Origin of the sequence: Tatumella saanichensis (assembly GCF_000439375.1) — a bacterium.
Classification (GTDB): Bacteria; Pseudomonadota; Gammaproteobacteria; order Enterobacterales; family Enterobacteriaceae; genus Tatumella; species Tatumella saanichensis.
In genome coordinates, this window is sequence record NZ_ATMI01000037.1 from 18,311 (window position 1) to 31,627 (window position 13,317).

20 protein-coding genes are annotated in these 13,317 nt (G+C 50.2%); 6 read left to right on the plus strand and 14 right to left on the minus strand.

Going from position 1 to position 13,317, the window contains the following annotated elements; all coding sequences use genetic code 11:
• Nucleotides 1–41 precede the first annotated feature (41 nt).
• The gene (gene aroL, locus DW47_RS0110565; RefSeq protein WP_029686399.1) at nt 42–566 is read right to left on the minus strand and encodes a shikimate kinase AroL; all 525 of its coding nucleotides are present in this window, start codon (nt 564–566) and stop codon (nt 42–44) included.
• 339 nt (nt 567–905) lie between these two features.
• Here aroL and DW47_RS0110570 point away from each other — a divergent pair, with 339 nt between their 5' ends.
• A complete protein-coding gene (locus DW47_RS0110570) occupies nt 906–1,577 on the plus strand; it encodes a DUF2076 domain-containing protein (RefSeq protein WP_029686400.1) in 672 nt (223 codons plus the stop codon).
• A gap of 31 nt (nt 1,578–1,608) precedes the next feature.
• Here the strand turns inward: DW47_RS0110570 and DW47_RS0110575 are convergent, their stop codons facing one another.
• Nucleotides 1,609–2,052, minus strand: coding sequence for a YaiI/YqxD family protein (locus tag DW47_RS0110575; protein WP_029686401.1), 444 nt, complete (start codon nt 2,050–2,052; stop codon nt 1,609–1,611).
• Nucleotides 2,053–2,203: 151 nt separating this feature from the next.
• Between DW47_RS0110575 and proC the strand changes: the two genes are divergently transcribed.
• On the plus strand, nt 2,204–3,019 hold the full coding sequence (proC, locus tag DW47_RS0110580; protein WP_029686402.1) for a pyrroline-5-carboxylate reductase: 816 nt from the start codon (nt 2,204–2,206) through the stop codon (nt 3,017–3,019).
• Between the two features lie 49 nt (nt 3,020–3,068).
• On the opposite strand, the gene lpxO is transcribed toward proC, so the two are convergent.
• The 5 genes from lpxO to DW47_RS0110605 all read right to left on the minus strand — a co-directional run bounded on the left by lpxO (nt 3,069) and on the right by DW47_RS0110605 (nt 5,711).
• Nucleotides 3,069–3,983, minus strand: a complete 915-nt coding sequence (gene lpxO / locus DW47_RS0110585; RefSeq protein ID WP_029686403.1) for a lipid A hydroxylase LpxO — start codon at nt 3,981–3,983, stop codon at nt 3,069–3,071.
• A gap of 202 nt (nt 3,984–4,185) precedes the next feature.
• Nucleotides 4,186–4,488, minus strand: coding sequence for a PsiF family protein (locus tag DW47_RS0110590; protein ID WP_029686404.1), 303 nt, complete (start codon nt 4,486–4,488; stop codon nt 4,186–4,188).
• 73 nt (nt 4,489–4,561) lie between these two features.
• Complete coding sequence (locus DW47_RS0110595; RefSeq protein WP_029686405.1) at nt 4,562–4,819, minus strand: sigma-S stabilization anti-adapter protein IraP; 258 nt, start codon at nt 4,817–4,819, stop codon at nt 4,562–4,564.
• A 260-nt stretch (nt 4,820–5,079) separates the two neighbouring features.
• A complete protein-coding gene (locus DW47_RS17575; protein ID WP_173391609.1) occupies nt 5,080–5,232 on the minus strand; it encodes a hypothetical protein in 153 nt (50 codons plus the stop codon).
• A 194-nt stretch (nt 5,233–5,426) separates the two neighbouring features.
• Nucleotides 5,427–5,711 carry an I78 family peptidase inhibitor gene (locus DW47_RS0110605; RefSeq protein ID WP_029686406.1) on the minus strand — a complete coding sequence of 95 codons (285 nt, stop codon included), beginning with the start codon at nt 5,709–5,711 and terminating at the stop codon, nt 5,427–5,429.
• Nucleotides 5,712–5,907: 196 nt separating this feature from the next.
• On the opposite strand from DW47_RS0110605, the gene DW47_RS0110610 reads away from it, so the two are divergent.
• Entirely contained in the window at nt 5,908–6,558 is a 651-nt protein-coding gene (locus tag DW47_RS0110610; protein ID WP_029686407.1) for a CPBP family intramembrane glutamic endopeptidase, read from the plus strand.
• A gap of 31 nt (nt 6,559–6,589) precedes the next feature.
• Here DW47_RS0110610 and DW47_RS17565 read toward each other — a convergent pair whose 3' ends face one another.
• Nucleotides 6,590–6,790: a hypothetical protein gene (locus DW47_RS17565; RefSeq protein WP_038027530.1), complete on the minus strand. Its 201-nt coding sequence runs from the start codon at nt 6,788–6,790 to the stop codon at nt 6,590–6,592.
• 164 nt (nt 6,791–6,954) lie between these two features.
• Here DW47_RS17565 and DW47_RS0110620 point away from each other — a divergent pair, with 164 nt between their 5' ends.
• Complete coding sequence (locus tag DW47_RS0110620) at nt 6,955–7,152, plus strand: hypothetical protein (protein WP_029686408.1); 198 nt, start codon at nt 6,955–6,957, stop codon at nt 7,150–7,152.
• Between the two features lie 76 nt (nt 7,153–7,228).
• Entirely contained in the window at nt 7,229–7,462 is a 234-nt protein-coding gene (locus DW47_RS0110625; RefSeq protein ID WP_029686409.1) for a hypothetical protein, read from the plus strand.
• Nucleotides 7,463–7,510: 48 nt separating this feature from the next.
• Here DW47_RS0110625 and DW47_RS0110630 read toward each other — a convergent pair whose 3' ends face one another.
• The 4 genes from DW47_RS0110630 to adhP form a co-directional block, all read right to left on the minus strand.
• Nucleotides 7,511–7,939, minus strand: a complete 429-nt coding sequence (locus tag DW47_RS0110630) for an OsmC family protein (RefSeq protein WP_029686410.1) — start codon at nt 7,937–7,939, stop codon at nt 7,511–7,513.
• Between the two features lie 67 nt (nt 7,940–8,006).
• Nucleotides 8,007–9,164, minus strand: coding sequence for an FMN-dependent L-lactate dehydrogenase LldD (gene lldD, locus DW47_RS0110635; RefSeq protein ID WP_029686411.1), 1,158 nt, complete (start codon nt 9,162–9,164; stop codon nt 8,007–8,009).
• Nucleotides 9,161–9,943 (minus strand): FCD domain-containing protein, encoded by a 783-nt coding sequence (locus tag DW47_RS0110640; RefSeq protein ID WP_029686412.1) that lies wholly within the window; start codon nt 9,941–9,943, stop codon nt 9,161–9,163. Before DW47_RS0110640 ends, lldD begins: the two co-directional genes overlap by 4 nt.
• Before the next feature lie 268 nt (nt 9,944–10,211).
• Nucleotides 10,212–11,234, minus strand: coding sequence for an alcohol dehydrogenase AdhP (adhP, locus tag DW47_RS0110645; protein WP_029686413.1), 1,023 nt, complete (start codon nt 11,232–11,234; stop codon nt 10,212–10,214).
• 338 nt (nt 11,235–11,572) lie between these two features.
• Here adhP and DW47_RS0110650 point away from each other — a divergent pair, with 338 nt between their 5' ends.
• Nucleotides 11,573–12,172 carry a nitroreductase family protein gene (locus DW47_RS0110650; protein WP_029686414.1) on the plus strand — a complete coding sequence of 200 codons (600 nt, stop codon included), beginning with the start codon at nt 11,573–11,575 and terminating at the stop codon, nt 12,170–12,172.
• A gap of 142 nt (nt 12,173–12,314) precedes the next feature.
• On the opposite strand, the gene rplS is transcribed toward DW47_RS0110650, so the two are convergent.
• Complete coding sequence (gene rplS, locus DW47_RS0110655; RefSeq protein WP_025902542.1) at nt 12,315–12,662, minus strand: 50S ribosomal protein L19; 348 nt, start codon at nt 12,660–12,662, stop codon at nt 12,315–12,317.
• 42 nt (nt 12,663–12,704) lie between these two features.
• On the minus strand, nt 12,705–13,317 hold a 613-nt coding region (trmD, locus tag DW47_RS0110660; protein WP_029686415.1), incomplete at its 5' end, for a tRNA (guanosine(37)-N1)-methyltransferase TrmD.

Genomic DNA, 13,317 nt, shown 5'->3' on the forward strand with positions numbered 1-13,317 from the left:
CCACGCAGGTGCACAGTCAGCCTACCTTCCGCTCAGAGATATTAGCCCGCCTGTTGCTGGCGAAGAATGTGCAGAATATCGTCTACCACCGCGTCAGGGGAGCGAGCAGCATCAACAATATGATGAGCTGCTGACGAGTACAGAGGGCGACGGATAGTCAAGATGTCACTCATCTCTTCGCTGATTGGCCGGCCGGTCAGCGTTGGTCGTTGCTCGGCTTCAGGGTCGACAATCAGCCGCCGAGCAAGTTCTTTCGGTTCGACATTCAGCCACACGACCCGCCCATTGTCGCGCATAAACTGACAATTTTCCGGACGCAGTATAATCCCCCCGCCGGTAGCAATAATGGATGAAGGCGCAGTAACCTGTTGCAGAGATTCAGCTTCCATGGTGCGGAATACCTCCCACCCCTGCTCAGCTACAATTTGCGCAATACTGATGCAGCGAACATTCTGTAAATGATGATCGGTATCGCGGAAAGCATAGCCCAGTGTCTGTGACAGACGGTGTCCAATGGTGGTCTTCCCACAACCCCGGGCACCGATCAGATAAATGGGTAATGACATAAAGGCTAATCCTCCGCCGGGAGCTCGCTGATTGACTGAATACGGGTAATGGACGCATGATAACCGTTCTTGCCCTTCTCAGCCACCTACAGCGGCCACCACCGAGAAAATTGATGCGCTCAGGGTCTGAAATGTCCGAAAAAAACCTTTTTTCGAAGGCAGCCATTTACTTTATGGTGAGTTAGCCCCATATAAAATGACAGGTGGGTAAGCAGTCTGCCCGCAAATCTTACCGTGACGAGGCCCCAGTGACAGGCGTCGTCTTCTTAAAGTGAATGAATGTCACCCGCACTGCCCGCCCGAACGGTAGTGTCTTAAAAGATGATGAGAGGTTTCACTATGCAGAGCGAAGAACAAAAACTGATTGATGGTCTGTTCACCCGTTTACAACAGGCAGAAAGCCAAACCGGCCCGCGAGATGCGGCCGCTGAGCAGTTAATTAAGAACCATCTGCAGAATCAGCCTGCAGCGGCCTACTACATGGCCCAAGCTATCCTGGTGCAGGAAGCCGCCCTGAAAAAACTGAATGACCGTGTAATGCAGCTGGAAAATCAAGTGAAGCAGCAGCCTCAGCAGAGTAGCGGCGGCTTCTTATCCGGGCTGTTCGGGGGTGGCAACAGTCAGCCGCGTCAGTCCGCGCCTTCACAGCCCGCCTGGGGTGCTCAGCCGCAGCAACCGGCACAGCAATCAGGTTATACCCCACAGCCTGCTGCGTCCTCGCGGGCCGGGGGCTTTATGAGTGGTGCATTACAGACCGCGGCCGGGGTTGCCGGGGGAGTGGTGTTGGCCGATATGTTGACCAGCATGTTCCACCACTCTCAGCCGGAAGAAATCGTTAATGTGATTAACGAAACGCCGATGGAAACGCCGGATTATGATCCGAACCTGGATACCTTTAACCAAGGCTATGATGCACCGGCAGATGACCGTTGGGATGATAACAGTGGCGGAGGCTTTGACAGCTTTCTCGGCGGCGATAACTTCAATGATGATGACGATAGTTTCCTGTAATCAGTAGATCCCGTCACAGGTTCAGGCGGCCTTAGCGCTGCCTGAACCATTTATCCAGTTCATTGGCAAACAGTTGCCGGTCTTTCTGATTGAGCGCAGGAGGTCCGCCGGTAGCGACGCCGCTGGCACGCATCGTATCCATAAAATCACGCATCGTCAGTCTTTCACGAATAGTGGCCGGGGAATAACGTTCTCCCCGTGGATTCAGGGCATCCGCGCCCTTTTCCAATACCTCTGCGGCCAGGGGAATATCCGCAGTGATCACCAGATCCCCATGATTTACCCGTCTGACGATTTCATTGTCGGCGACATCAAAGCCTGCTGCCACCCGTAAGGTATGCAACCAAGGCGACGGGGGTACCCTTAAGGCCTGATTGGCAACAAAGGTAATATGTGTTTGCGTTCTTTCCGCTGCACGATAAAGTATTTCTTTGATTACTGTCGGACATGCGTCTGCATCAACCCAGATAGCCATAATATTTCCTGAAAGAGACTGAAAGCGAATTGTGAACCATAGGCACTGGTGAGAACAACTGTTAATCGGCGACGACCGTCCGTTGAGAAACCGAACAGTGGCGACTCCGATACACATCCGCAGAATTTCTGACGAAAACAAAGGATAGACAATGCTTGATAAAAAAGTGGGCTTCATCGGTTGCGGTAACATGGCGAAAGCCATCATCAACGGCATGATTGCCTCCCAGATCATTTCTCCTGAAAATATCTGGGTCTTTGACCGCAAAGCTGAAACTAACCACAGCATGGCACACCAGTACGGCCTGAATGCAGCTGATAGCTTGGAATCGATGGCTAAAGAAGTGGATATTCTGGTCAGTGCCGTGAAGCCGAAGGTGACGACGAAAATTCTGGGTAGCATTGCCGGTAACCTGAATAAAGACAGCCTGGTGGTATCAGTTGCCGCCGGAGTGACCCTTGATGCACTGGCTACCGTACTGGGCCATGACCGTAAAATAATCCGCGTCATGCCTAATACCCCAGCACTGGTTGGTGTTGGGATGACTTCCGTAACGCCGAATGTGATGGTTACCGAAGAAGAAACCCAGAGTATTATTGATATTTTTAAAAGCTTTGGTAAAGCCGAACAGGTTGATGAATCGTTAATCCACTCGGTGGTGGGCGTCAGCGGCTCCGCGCCAGCTTATGTGTTTGTGATGATTGAAGCGATGGCGGATGCTGCAGTACTGGGCGGGATGCCAAGAAAACAGGCCTATGAATTTGCGGCCCAGGCCGTGAAAGGTGCCGCACAGATGGTGCTGGAAACCGGTACGCATCCGGGTGAACTGAAAGACGCGGTCTGCTCCCCGGGGGGCACCACTATTGCCGCGGTACAGACGCTGGAAAGTAAAGGTTTTCGCTCAGCAATTATCGAAGCGATGCAACACTGTATGCAGAAGTCCGAAGAACTGAGCAGCAAATCGTAACCCGTTTGCTGCGGAGATGCCCCGACTCTCGCGCCGGGGCAATCAATGCTTATAAACTGGAGCAGGCTGACAGGAACAGTAAGATAAAGATCAGTGCAATAATGCCGTTTTTCAGTAAGTAGTAGAGCTTACGGTTGCGCTTCTTCAGGTTTTGGCCAGCATCCCGTAACGCATTCACATATTTGAACAGCCGATTAATTGCCCCAGTGTGATCATTTTCATCATTAGGTGACGCCGAGGCAGACATTAAATTACGGCCAACCCAACGGTTTACTGCCTGTGCCCATGGCCATTTCATCGGCCTCTCAATATCACAGAACAGGATAATCCGTGTCTTATCGGTATTATTTTGCGCCCAATGGACATAGGTCTCATCAAATATCATCGCCTTACCGTCACGCCAACTTTCACTGATCCCATCTACATCAATAAAACAGCGATCATCGTTGGGTGTTGACAGACCGAGATGATAGCGAACCGAGCCCGCATAAGGGTCACGGTGCTGACCAAGATGACTGCCCGCCGGCAGTTCAGCAAACATGGCCGCTTTGATCGAAGGAATGTCACTGACCAGACGGGTGGTGACCGGACAAAGCTCTCGCGCTGAAGGATGGGCATCACCGTACCATTTCAGATAGAAACGTTTCCAACCCCGTTTAAAAAAGGTATTAAACCCTGCATCATTATGACTGCTGGCGGCTTTAATATGATTTTGTAGGGCTAAGGCTTCATCGCGGATCACTTCCCAGTTTACCGTCAGGGAATTGAGTTCTGGAAACTGCTGCTCAGAAAACCATGCTCGTTCGGGGGGCAATGCAGAAAACCCGGTCATAAACATATTTACCGGCGCCATAAAGGTAGAGTGGTCAAATAACTGCCGAGAGAGTTTCTGCTTTACCTTACCGCGTGAATGGGCATAACAGACACTGATGACAAATATGCCGAGAATAATAACAGCAATCATGGTTCCATCCGCTCATTTAATTTCGGGAAATTAAAAATACTGAAAGTACTGTCGGTAGCGAAGTATAGTTCCGCCCGTGACTTTTGCTTAGCAGTAAATGCGAAGTGTAAAGGTAATGTAAGGATTAATCAGGAAAGGAATGTAGAATACTGATAAGGTCTTTAACAGGGTGAGTATCCGCTGTGACTACCCACCCTTATGATCAGCCTTTTTTCAGGCAGCTGCTCATAAAGCTTTTACGCTCAGCCCCTTTTAGGGATTTCTGTTTGGCATCGGCATTACAAGTTTTCATTTTCTGCTGCTGAGCGGTCACACCGGCATTAGTGCTGGTTTTTTTCAGGCAGGTACTCATAAAGGATTTACGAGCAGTCCCTTTTAGAGACTGAGATGATGCCTGATGATTACAATCAACCATCTTCTGCTGCTGTGCAGTGCGCTCTGCTGCTGAGGCCTGTCCTGCCATTAACAGTCCGCCCAGTACGGCGGCAACAATCATTTTATTCATAATTACTCCTGTCTTAAAAAACGGCCAAAAACAGAACCCTTCTAGTGAAGGAATTCCTGTTATCTATCCTATATTATAATTGCTTCATTGCTGCAATTTTTTCAAGGCAACCAGCCCAGGCAGTGAGGGCTTCACGTTGTGCTGAAGCATCCGCCGCTTGATTGGTCAGGGATTCAAAGGTCTGATGAAAAGAGGTTCTGGCTTCCGGCGTGATAGTTTCCAATAATGACGCAACAATCAATTCCATTGCTGTCAGTCGTTCCTGCAAAAGCCGGTGTTCTTCATCTTTCTCTGCAAGTTTAATTAATAGCTCTGCAACAAGATTTTTCATAGCTTTGCCCCGGAATGAACAGAGCATGACGGTAACACCGTAAATTTTAAAAAAACAGATTTTTTTATAAAACTGATACAGTTAATTTCATAAATAAAATACAGCGTAAATTTACTGACATATTTATTCACTTTTAAAGTGTTTTTGAGAAGAAATAGCCATAAGACAGTGAATGGTGGGAGTGCTGTAGAAAGTATCATTGACGATACGGGGAAATTTCTCTCCCCGCCTTCGCGGAGAGAGAATGTTAAGTGCGGTGATTAGCGACCAGAATAACCATAGTGTGGACCGCCACCAGGACCGCCGCCACCAGGACCACCCCAGCCACCGCCGCCGCCCGGAGGCGGGAAAATGCACCCATTAAGCATGACCACAACGCCAAGTACTGCAGCAGCTTTTATTAGTCGGAGCATAATATTGACCTCATGTATAAGTTACGCTTCATGTATGAGTATATCCCGACTGTGGCTCAGAAAAGTCCGTATCGCCACGCTATTTATCCATCGATACCAGTCTTAACACTTTACAGACACTACACCGCTATATTAGTGCATTTACCCGGGCTTAATCAGGTCTCCGATGTATTGATTGCCAACCCTTTCCTCGATCAGCCGCAGTAAACACGGACAATATTGCCTTGTTTATCGGCCATAAAGTTGAGGCGACGTAGGTTAAAGTCCATGCTGACTACAGAGTCATAGGCAATCGCCCTGGCCTGGGTACCAAAGCGCTGATTAACTACCCGGTTTAACGGTTGGCCGACATAGTTCTGAAACTGTGAAGCACCACACATGTCATCATCTGGAACATAGGTGGTTTCCGTCTTGTGGGACTGACACCCCACTAGCAATACCATCGCCGTCAGTAACAGGCTATTAGTTTGAAACGTCATCTTCGCTCCTTGTGTCGCGGGGTTACTCTGTACTGTTGTCAGTAAAATAGCATTACTAAGCCCTGTACGACCACATCAGGGTATTATTTTACCTCAGCAATACTGACAGGATTGCTTTGCCCATCAGCTACCGGGTGACTCGACAGCGATCACTGCCATTGATATGATTCAGAGGATTCTCAGGACCGGACTGATGATGAATACTCGTAGCGATAAAATTACATTAACCGCGTTCTACTTGGGCTGTTTTGTGATCTATTACTTGGTCACATTAATGATCACACTGTTCCCCGACTTTGGGGCACTGCAGACGCATGGGTTGCTGGTGCCGGTACTCTGCCTACTAGAATTTGCAGCAATTTACCCGCTGTATCGCTTTTACTGTCAAAGACGCAATGATATCCCTTTCGGCCAACTGGCAACGGGGCAGACATTTCTGTTTATGGTGGCGCTGCTGCTATTGATCGTCGCGGAAACCCAGTTTTTACTGCCCGAGGTGTGGTTATCCGAGCAAGCCAATACTGGCCAGAGCTCACGATTACTGCTACTGATCACCGCCGTCTGCCTAGCTCCGGTCTTTGAAGAAGTGCTGTTTCGCGGCTTTTTACTGCAGACATTTTTACTGTGGGCACCGAGCAGCCGTTTTGCCTGCATGTTACTCACCTCACTGCTGTTTTCAGCCCTGCACACACAGTATATCCACTGGCAATCGATTGTGGCGCTGACACTATTTTCATTATTACTGTGCTGGGCTAGGATCAAAAGCCGCGGCTTGGCATTACCAGTGTTCTTACACACCCTGAATAACCTGATTGCGCTGATCCCCGCGCTCTATTTCTCCGCCTGAACGAGGCGACTTCCCCGTTCAGGCTAACCGTTTATTGACCACTGCCCTCACGGCAAAAGTGATTTTTGAACTGTTCATAGAGTGAAATCATATTCCCCGCATCGCCCTGTAACGGGCTAAGTTTGCCGGCACGCACCAATTCAATGACCACCTGTAACGCCGCCTGCTCAGGTTGCTGGGAAGGATGGGCAATGGATTCATTCATCATTAGGGTTTTAGCGGGTGTTTGCATGGTAAAGGCTCTTCTGAAATAAAACGTAAGTGTACCTTAGCCTAGGGGAGACGGAAAATAATCCTGTGTCATGACAAGGAGATTCACAAAATCTTTGCTGGCAGAGTGCTATACTGGTTAACCCTGTGTTCACAACTAAGGTCTGCGGTTTCCGGGAGGGAATGATGTTAATCGGATTTGTATTGCTGGTCAGCGCCTGCGGGAATGATGCCTGTGATGCGTTACCCGTCTCCGAAAAAATTTATCCGGACCATGCCAGTTGCCAACAGATGATAGACCGGCTACACAAGGTACGTCCGCGAGTATTTTTGTTGTGCGGCGAGGTACTACGCAATGAACAAACCGAGCCACAGTCTGAGTAACTTTCGCCCGCAGGGACGGTAAAACGGTCACTCCCTCACTGCCGGATAGTGTCGTTGTTAATTCGCCGGATATTTCATGAAATCATCACACATCAGACGCCCGCGTAAACCATCGGGGCGATGGGTCTACTATTTACTGTACGATGATATTCTGTGGCCCTGCCCAGTGCGCTGGGAGTGGGAAACAGGCTATGGCGGTTGGCTACCGTTTTACTATGCCCCGACCTTTGAATTTATTGCCGCAGATCCAACGGCAGTCACTCGGGTAGCAAAAGGGAAAAAGGCAGTACCTCGCACAGAAGAAAAGTAAGCAGCCCGCCGACGGCAATGCCAATCTCGGCAGGCTGTCAGTTCGGGATCAGTTTTCCAGGACGTAGTCGAGGGTGATTTCAGTATCCAAAAGTTGTGACACCGGGCAACCGGCTTTGGCTTTCAGGATAATCTCATCAAACTCTTTTTCATCGATTCCTGGAAGCTCAATCACACTCTTCAGTGCCACTTTGGTAATGGCGAAGCCTTCCCCCTTCTTATCCAACGACACATCCGCAGTGGTATCAATGCTCTTGGGCGGATGACCGGCGTTACCGAGCATCAGCGACAGTGCCATGGAGAAACAGGCCGCATGGGCCGCACCGATAAGCTCTTCCGGATTGGTACCTGGCTTATCCTCAAAGCGGGTATTAAAGCCATACGGCTGCTGACTCAGGGCACCGCTTTCAGTACTGACAGTCCCCTTCCCTTTGATATCGCCTTCCCAATGTGCGGAACCTTTTTTATGAATGGTCATACAATTCTCCGTTTTGAAAGCCTGACCAAAGTATAGACGCTGTGAGCAGAATTGCTTGATAGTCAGGTTATGACCGCCCTAGACTGATCCCCGCTTCCGCCAACAATTGTGGCGTGATCTCCTGTACCGATTTGGCGCCAGTGAGGGTCATCGCGACACGCATCTCATTGGCAAACAGTGTCAGTAAGTGTTCTACCCCCTGCTGTCCCTGCGCTGCCAAGGCGTAGATAAAAGCCCGTCCTAGCAGTACCGTTTCAGCACCCAGCGCCAGCATCCGCACCACATCTAATCCATTACGTATACCGCTGTCTGCCAGTAAGGTAATGTCGCCCTTCACCGCATTGGCAATCGCCGGCATCGCTCTGGCGGTGGAAAGCACCCCGTCAAGCTGTCGGCCACCGTGGTTCGATACTACGATCCCATCGGCACCAAAACGTACTGCATCACGGGCATCTTCAGGGTCAAGAATGCCTTTGATGACCATCGGGCCATCCCAGAACTCGCGGATCCATTCCAGATCTTTCCAACTTATTGAGGGATCGAAATTTTTCGACAACCAACCAATATAATCCTCAAGTTTGGTGGGCTTTCCTAGATAGGCTGACACGTTACCCAGATCATGGGGCCGCCCTCTGACACCAACATCCCAGGCCCAAGCAGGATGCTGTACCGATTGCAGATAGCGCCGTGAGGCGGCAAAAGGGCCGCTCATCCCTGAATGGGCATCCCGGTAACGTGCGCCAGGAGTCGGCATATCGACGGTAAACACCAAGGTGCTGCAACCGGCAGCCTTGGCTCTCTCCAGCGCATTGCGCATAAAGCCGCGATCGCGCAGTACATATAACTGAAACCACATTGGGCGTTTAATTGCGGAGGTCACTTCTTCAATCGGGCAAACAGACACGGTCGATAAGGTGAAGGGTAGCCCTGCCTGTTCGGCTGCTTTGGCTGCCTGCACTTCCCCACGGCGGGCATACATACCGGTCAGCCCTACCGGGCCAAGGGCCACCGGCATAGACAAGGTTTCACCAAACAACTGCGTCTCAAGGCTGAGAGATGACATATTGCGTAACACACGCTGGCGTAGCGCAATCGCTGACAAGTCCTTGCTATTGCGCTTCATGGTGTACTCTGCGTAAGCGCCACCGTCAATGTAGTGAAACAAGAATGGCGGCAGACGTCGCTCAGCCGCTGCACGATAATCTGATGATGCGGAAATAATCATAAATCACTCTCTCTGGTCAGAAAAGCACCGGGCAGCAGTAGGTTTGCTTGCAGCTCGGACGTCTCATTTTCGGGATAGCGGTGGGTATGACAGACGAAACTCAGATGAGTCAAAGCAGCATCTCGGGCGGCGGGTGCATCGCCCAGCAGGATCGCCTGCAATAAGTGTTGATGTTGTTCTGACAGCTGTCGGATGACCTGCTCATCGGTAAACATCTGCTGACGCGTCTGCAATACCGAACTGTGTAATAAAGCAAACAGACCACGCATGGTGCTAAGTAACACGGCGTTATGCGAAGCTTCAGCAATCATTAAATGAAAACGGGCATCTGCCCTGGCTATCAGGCCAGCATCGCCTTGGTACTGAAGTTCACAGAGCGCATCAAAACAGTATTGCAACCGCTGTTTATCTTCTGCGCTCGCCCTGAGCGCTGCATACCAAGCGGTCCCAGCCTCCAGTGTCTGCCTAGCCTCAAGGATATCGGCCTGAGACTGTGCTGCATCGGTGGGGGCTGCAGTCAGCGGCGAATCAATATCGGGAGTAGACCAAGGACTTAGGGCCCGACACAGGTAGCTGCCGCCGCCAGGTCGAGTGGATAACAGCCCACGACTGTTAAGCTTCTGCAGGGCTTCACGCACTGATGCTCGCGAGACCTGTAGCTCTGCCGCCAGAGTCCGCTCAGAAGGCAACCGCATCCCGGCCTCCAGCTGCCGGTCTGTAATCAATTTCTGCAGCCGTTTGATCAGTAGGTCACTGATTTTATCCGATGATAAGCGCATTACCGCTCACTCCCTGATTATCTCAACACCATGCCAGACGGCACTCTATTACCGTCATCACCGTTATCCTAACCAGAATGTAAATTCATTGTTAAGTCGTTATGAAGCTGATCACAATCTGATATTCCATTTTGTGATCAATCAGGCTTTACTTTATAAACCGGTCTGACCAATTCTACCAGTGATTAGCCGGGCAGTACCGCCGCCCCTGTTTAGGCAAAAAAAAAGCCCCGACCAATGGTCAGGGCTTGAAAACACTTGGCAAAAATCAGTGATGATGATGAGAGCAGAAATCGATCACCATGCGACCTTTGATTTTCCCCTGCTCCATTTCATCGAAGATGGTATTAATATCTTCCACTGGCCGTTTTTCCACTTTTGGCACCACTTTCCCTTCGGCAGCAAAGCGGAAAGCCTCACTCAAATCCTTACGGGTGCCAACCAAAGACCCCACCACTTCGATACCGTCCAGCACCAGTCGCGGAATATCTAAGCTCATGGATTCCGGTGGTAAACCGACTGCCACGACCCGTCCACCGGCACGCACAGAATACACCGCAGAGTTAAAAGCCGATTTAGCCACCGCTGTTACCACTGCAGCATGGGCTCCGCCACATTTCTCCTGCATGATTTTGGCTGCGTCTTCGTTCAGTGGATTGATGGTCAGATCCGCGCCCATCTCTTTGGCAAAGGCCAGCTGGCTGTCATTGACGTCAACCGCCACCACTTTGGCATTAAAGACATTTTTAGCATACTGCAGTGCCAAGTTACCCAGACCGCCCAGACCGTAGATGGCAATCCACTGACCCGGCTGGATCTTCGAGACCTTAACGGCTTTATAGGTGGTGACACCGGCGCAAGTGATGCTGCTGGCCGCCGCTGCATCCAAGCCATCAGGGACTTTTACCGCATAATCGGCCACTACAATACATTCTTCCGCCATGCCGCCGTCGACGGTATAACCCGCATTTTTGACATTACGACACAGAATTTCATTACCACTGTTACAGTATTCACAGTAGCCACAGCCTTGGAAAAACCACGCCACGCTGGCACGGTCACCCGGTTTGAGCGAGGTCACGCCAGGGCCGATTTTTTTCACGATACCGATGCCCTCATGACCGAGGATGACACCGGTTTTATCGCCGAAATCGCCATTTTTGACATGTAAATCCGTATGACAGACCCCGCAGTACTCCATCTGTAGCAGGGCTTCACCATGCTCTAGTGAGCGCAACTCTTTATCAACAATCTCTACCTGATGGTCATGGGTGACAACTGCTGCTTTCATAGCGGAACTCCTCTAAGAAGAATGGCCGTTAATGGCTCTTGCCTATCATAATGCCGGACTCGGTAACGGCAAGCATTGATATGCATCAGAGAAACATTAATTTTTAATGACTATTTTATCTACCATTGTTGCTTTGTCGGTGGAATAAGCATCAGTAGTGCGCGATTTCTCTGTCCCACCCACCCGGACAGAGGAAATGATTTGATACTTTCCACAGAGTTTCTTCAGCGTGCTAAAGGCGTAGTATCAGTGATGAAATGAACCGTCAGTTCCTCCGGCTACGTCTCCGTGGAGTACGGTAACTATCCTGGGGGGCCATTAATCATTAAGGAGAGAATATGTCGCAAGGTTTCAGTGAACTGGCCGCAAAACGTAGAACGATTTATGCCTTGGGTTCAACCCCGCCGTTACCAGAAGATGAGGTGATTGCGCTGATTGAAACGGCCATCAAAAATGCGCCCTCGGCTTTTAACTCTCAAAGCTCACGTGCTCTGATCCTGCTGAACCACGAACACAAGAAGTTCTGGGAATTGACCAAGGCGCAGTTACGTAAACGCGTTCCTGCAGAGGCCTTTGCCGCCACCGAGAAGAAAATTGACGGTTTTGCCGCGGCAGCCGGTTCAGTGCTTTTTTTTGAAGACCAGAGTGTGGTCAGCGGACTGCAGCAGCAGTTCCCTACCTATGCGGATAACTTCCCAGTGTGGTCTGAACACAGTACCGGGATCGCCCAGTATGCAGTCTGGCTGGCGCTGGCGGAGAAAAATATCGGCGCTAACCTGCAACATTATAATCCACTGGTTGACGAAGATGTGCAGCAGAGCTGGAATATCCCCGCTAGCTGGAAACTGCGCGCTCAGATGAACTTCGGTTCTATCGACGCCCCAGCAGGAGAGAAATCCTACATTGCTGACAGCGATCGCTTTATCGTTGCGCGCTGATAGCCTATCAGCCAGAGAATAACAGCCGGTCCTCTGACCGGCTTTTTTATGGAAAAAACCAGCGGCAATTCATAAAAAAGGGGCTGACCTATGGTCAACCCCTTGTTTGCTATTAACTTTTAGATGTCGCGTTAGCGATACCTTAGTTAAGACGCTCTTTGATACGAGCAGCCTTACCAGTACGCTCACGCAGGTAGTACAGTTTGGCCTGACGTACAGCACCACGACGTTTAACAGCAATGCTGTCAATTACCGGTGAGTGAGTCTGGAATACACGCTCAACACCTTCGCCGTTAGAAATCTTGCGAACAGTGAATGCAGAGTGCAGACCGCGGTTACGGATAGCGATAACCACGCCCTCGAATGCCTGCAGACGTTTTTTAGAACCTTCAACGACCCATACTTTCACTTCCACGGAATCACCCGGACGGAATGAAGGTACATCCTGTTTCATCTGTTCTTGTTCAATTTGTTTAATAATGTTGCTCATAATTAAATCTCTTATCCTGGGTAAACTGATATTCAGGGAAGATTACTCTTCCGTATCATCATGTTGTTGCTGCTTTTGTTCCTGACGGAACTCACGCAACAATTTTGTTTGCTCTTCAGTCAGAGCCAGGTTTTCCAGAAGCTCAGGTCTTCTTAGCCAGGTACGGCCTAACGACTGTTTCAGACGCCAGCGACGTATCTCAGCATGGTTACCCGACAGTAATACCGGCGGAACTTCCACACCTTCTAACACTTCAGGTCGGGTATAATGCGGACAATCCAGCAATCCTTCAGAAAACGAATCTTCATCCGCCGATGCTTGTTTCCCGAGCACCCCCGGAATAAACCGAGCGACCGAGTCAATCATCGTCATTGCTGGCAGTTCCCCGCCACTGAGTACGTAATCACCGATTGACCATTCTTCATCAATTTCGGCGTCGATTACCCGCTCATCAATACCTTCATAGCGACCACACACCAGAATCAACTTCTGATCAGCTGCTAATTCGCAAACCCCTTGTTGGTCGAGTTTGCGTCCCTGAGGTGACAGATAAATCACCTTAGCGCCTTCACCTGCCGCTGCTTTCGCTGCATGGATGGCATCCCGTAAGGGTTGAACCATCATCAACATTCCCGGCCCACCACCGTAGGGGCGG

Bases quoted from the DNA above. Each gene is read 5' to 3' on its own strand.
- aroL (WP_029686399.1), bottom strand. From the start codon at position 566: ATGTCATTACCCATTTATCTGATCGGTGCCCGGGGTTGTGGGAAGACC.
- DW47_RS0110570 (WP_029686400.1), top strand. From the start codon at position 906: ATGCAGAGCGAAGAACAAAAACTGATTGATGGTCTGTTCACCCGTTTA.
- DW47_RS0110575 (WP_029686401.1), bottom strand. From the start codon at position 2,052: ATGGCTATCTGGGTTGATGCAGACGCATGTCCGACAGTAATCAAAGAA.
- proC (WP_029686402.1), top strand. From the start codon at position 2,204: ATGCTTGATAAAAAAGTGGGCTTCATCGGTTGCGGTAACATGGCGAAA.
- lpxO (WP_029686403.1), bottom strand. From the start codon at position 3,983: ATGATTGCTGTTATTATTCTCGGCATATTTGTCATCAGTGTCTGTTAT.
- DW47_RS0110590 (WP_029686404.1), bottom strand. From the start codon at position 4,488: ATGAATAAAATGATTGTTGCCGCCGTACTGGGCGGACTGTTAATGGCA.
- DW47_RS0110595 (WP_029686405.1), bottom strand. From the start codon at position 4,819: ATGAAAAATCTTGTTGCAGAGCTATTAATTAAACTTGCAGAGAAAGAT.
- DW47_RS17575 (WP_173391609.1), bottom strand. From the start codon at position 5,232: ATGCTCCGACTAATAAAAGCTGCTGCAGTACTTGGCGTTGTGGTCATG.
- DW47_RS0110605 (WP_029686406.1), bottom strand. From the start codon at position 5,711: ATGACGTTTCAAACTAATAGCCTGTTACTGACGGCGATGGTATTGCTA.
- DW47_RS0110610 (WP_029686407.1), top strand. From the start codon at position 5,908: ATGAATACTCGTAGCGATAAAATTACATTAACCGCGTTCTACTTGGGC.
- DW47_RS17565 (WP_038027530.1), bottom strand. From the start codon at position 6,790: ATGCAAACACCCGCTAAAACCCTAATGATGAATGAATCCATTGCCCAT.
- DW47_RS0110620 (WP_029686408.1), top strand. From the start codon at position 6,955: ATGTTAATCGGATTTGTATTGCTGGTCAGCGCCTGCGGGAATGATGCC.
- DW47_RS0110625 (WP_029686409.1), top strand. From the start codon at position 7,229: ATGAAATCATCACACATCAGACGCCCGCGTAAACCATCGGGGCGATGG.
- DW47_RS0110630 (WP_029686410.1), bottom strand. From the start codon at position 7,939: ATGACCATTCATAAAAAAGGTTCCGCACATTGGGAAGGCGATATCAAA.
- lldD (WP_029686411.1), bottom strand. From the start codon at position 9,164: ATGATTATTTCCGCATCATCAGATTATCGTGCAGCGGCTGAGCGACGT.
- DW47_RS0110640 (WP_029686412.1), bottom strand. From the start codon at position 9,943: ATGCGCTTATCATCGGATAAAATCAGTGACCTACTGATCAAACGGCTG.
- adhP (WP_029686413.1), bottom strand. From the start codon at position 11,234: ATGAAAGCAGCAGTTGTCACCCATGACCATCAGGTAGAGATTGTTGAT.
- DW47_RS0110650 (WP_029686414.1), top strand. From the start codon at position 11,573: ATGTCGCAAGGTTTCAGTGAACTGGCCGCAAAACGTAGAACGATTTAT.
- rplS (WP_025902542.1), bottom strand. From the start codon at position 12,662: ATGAGCAACATTATTAAACAAATTGAACAAGAACAGATGAAACAGGAT.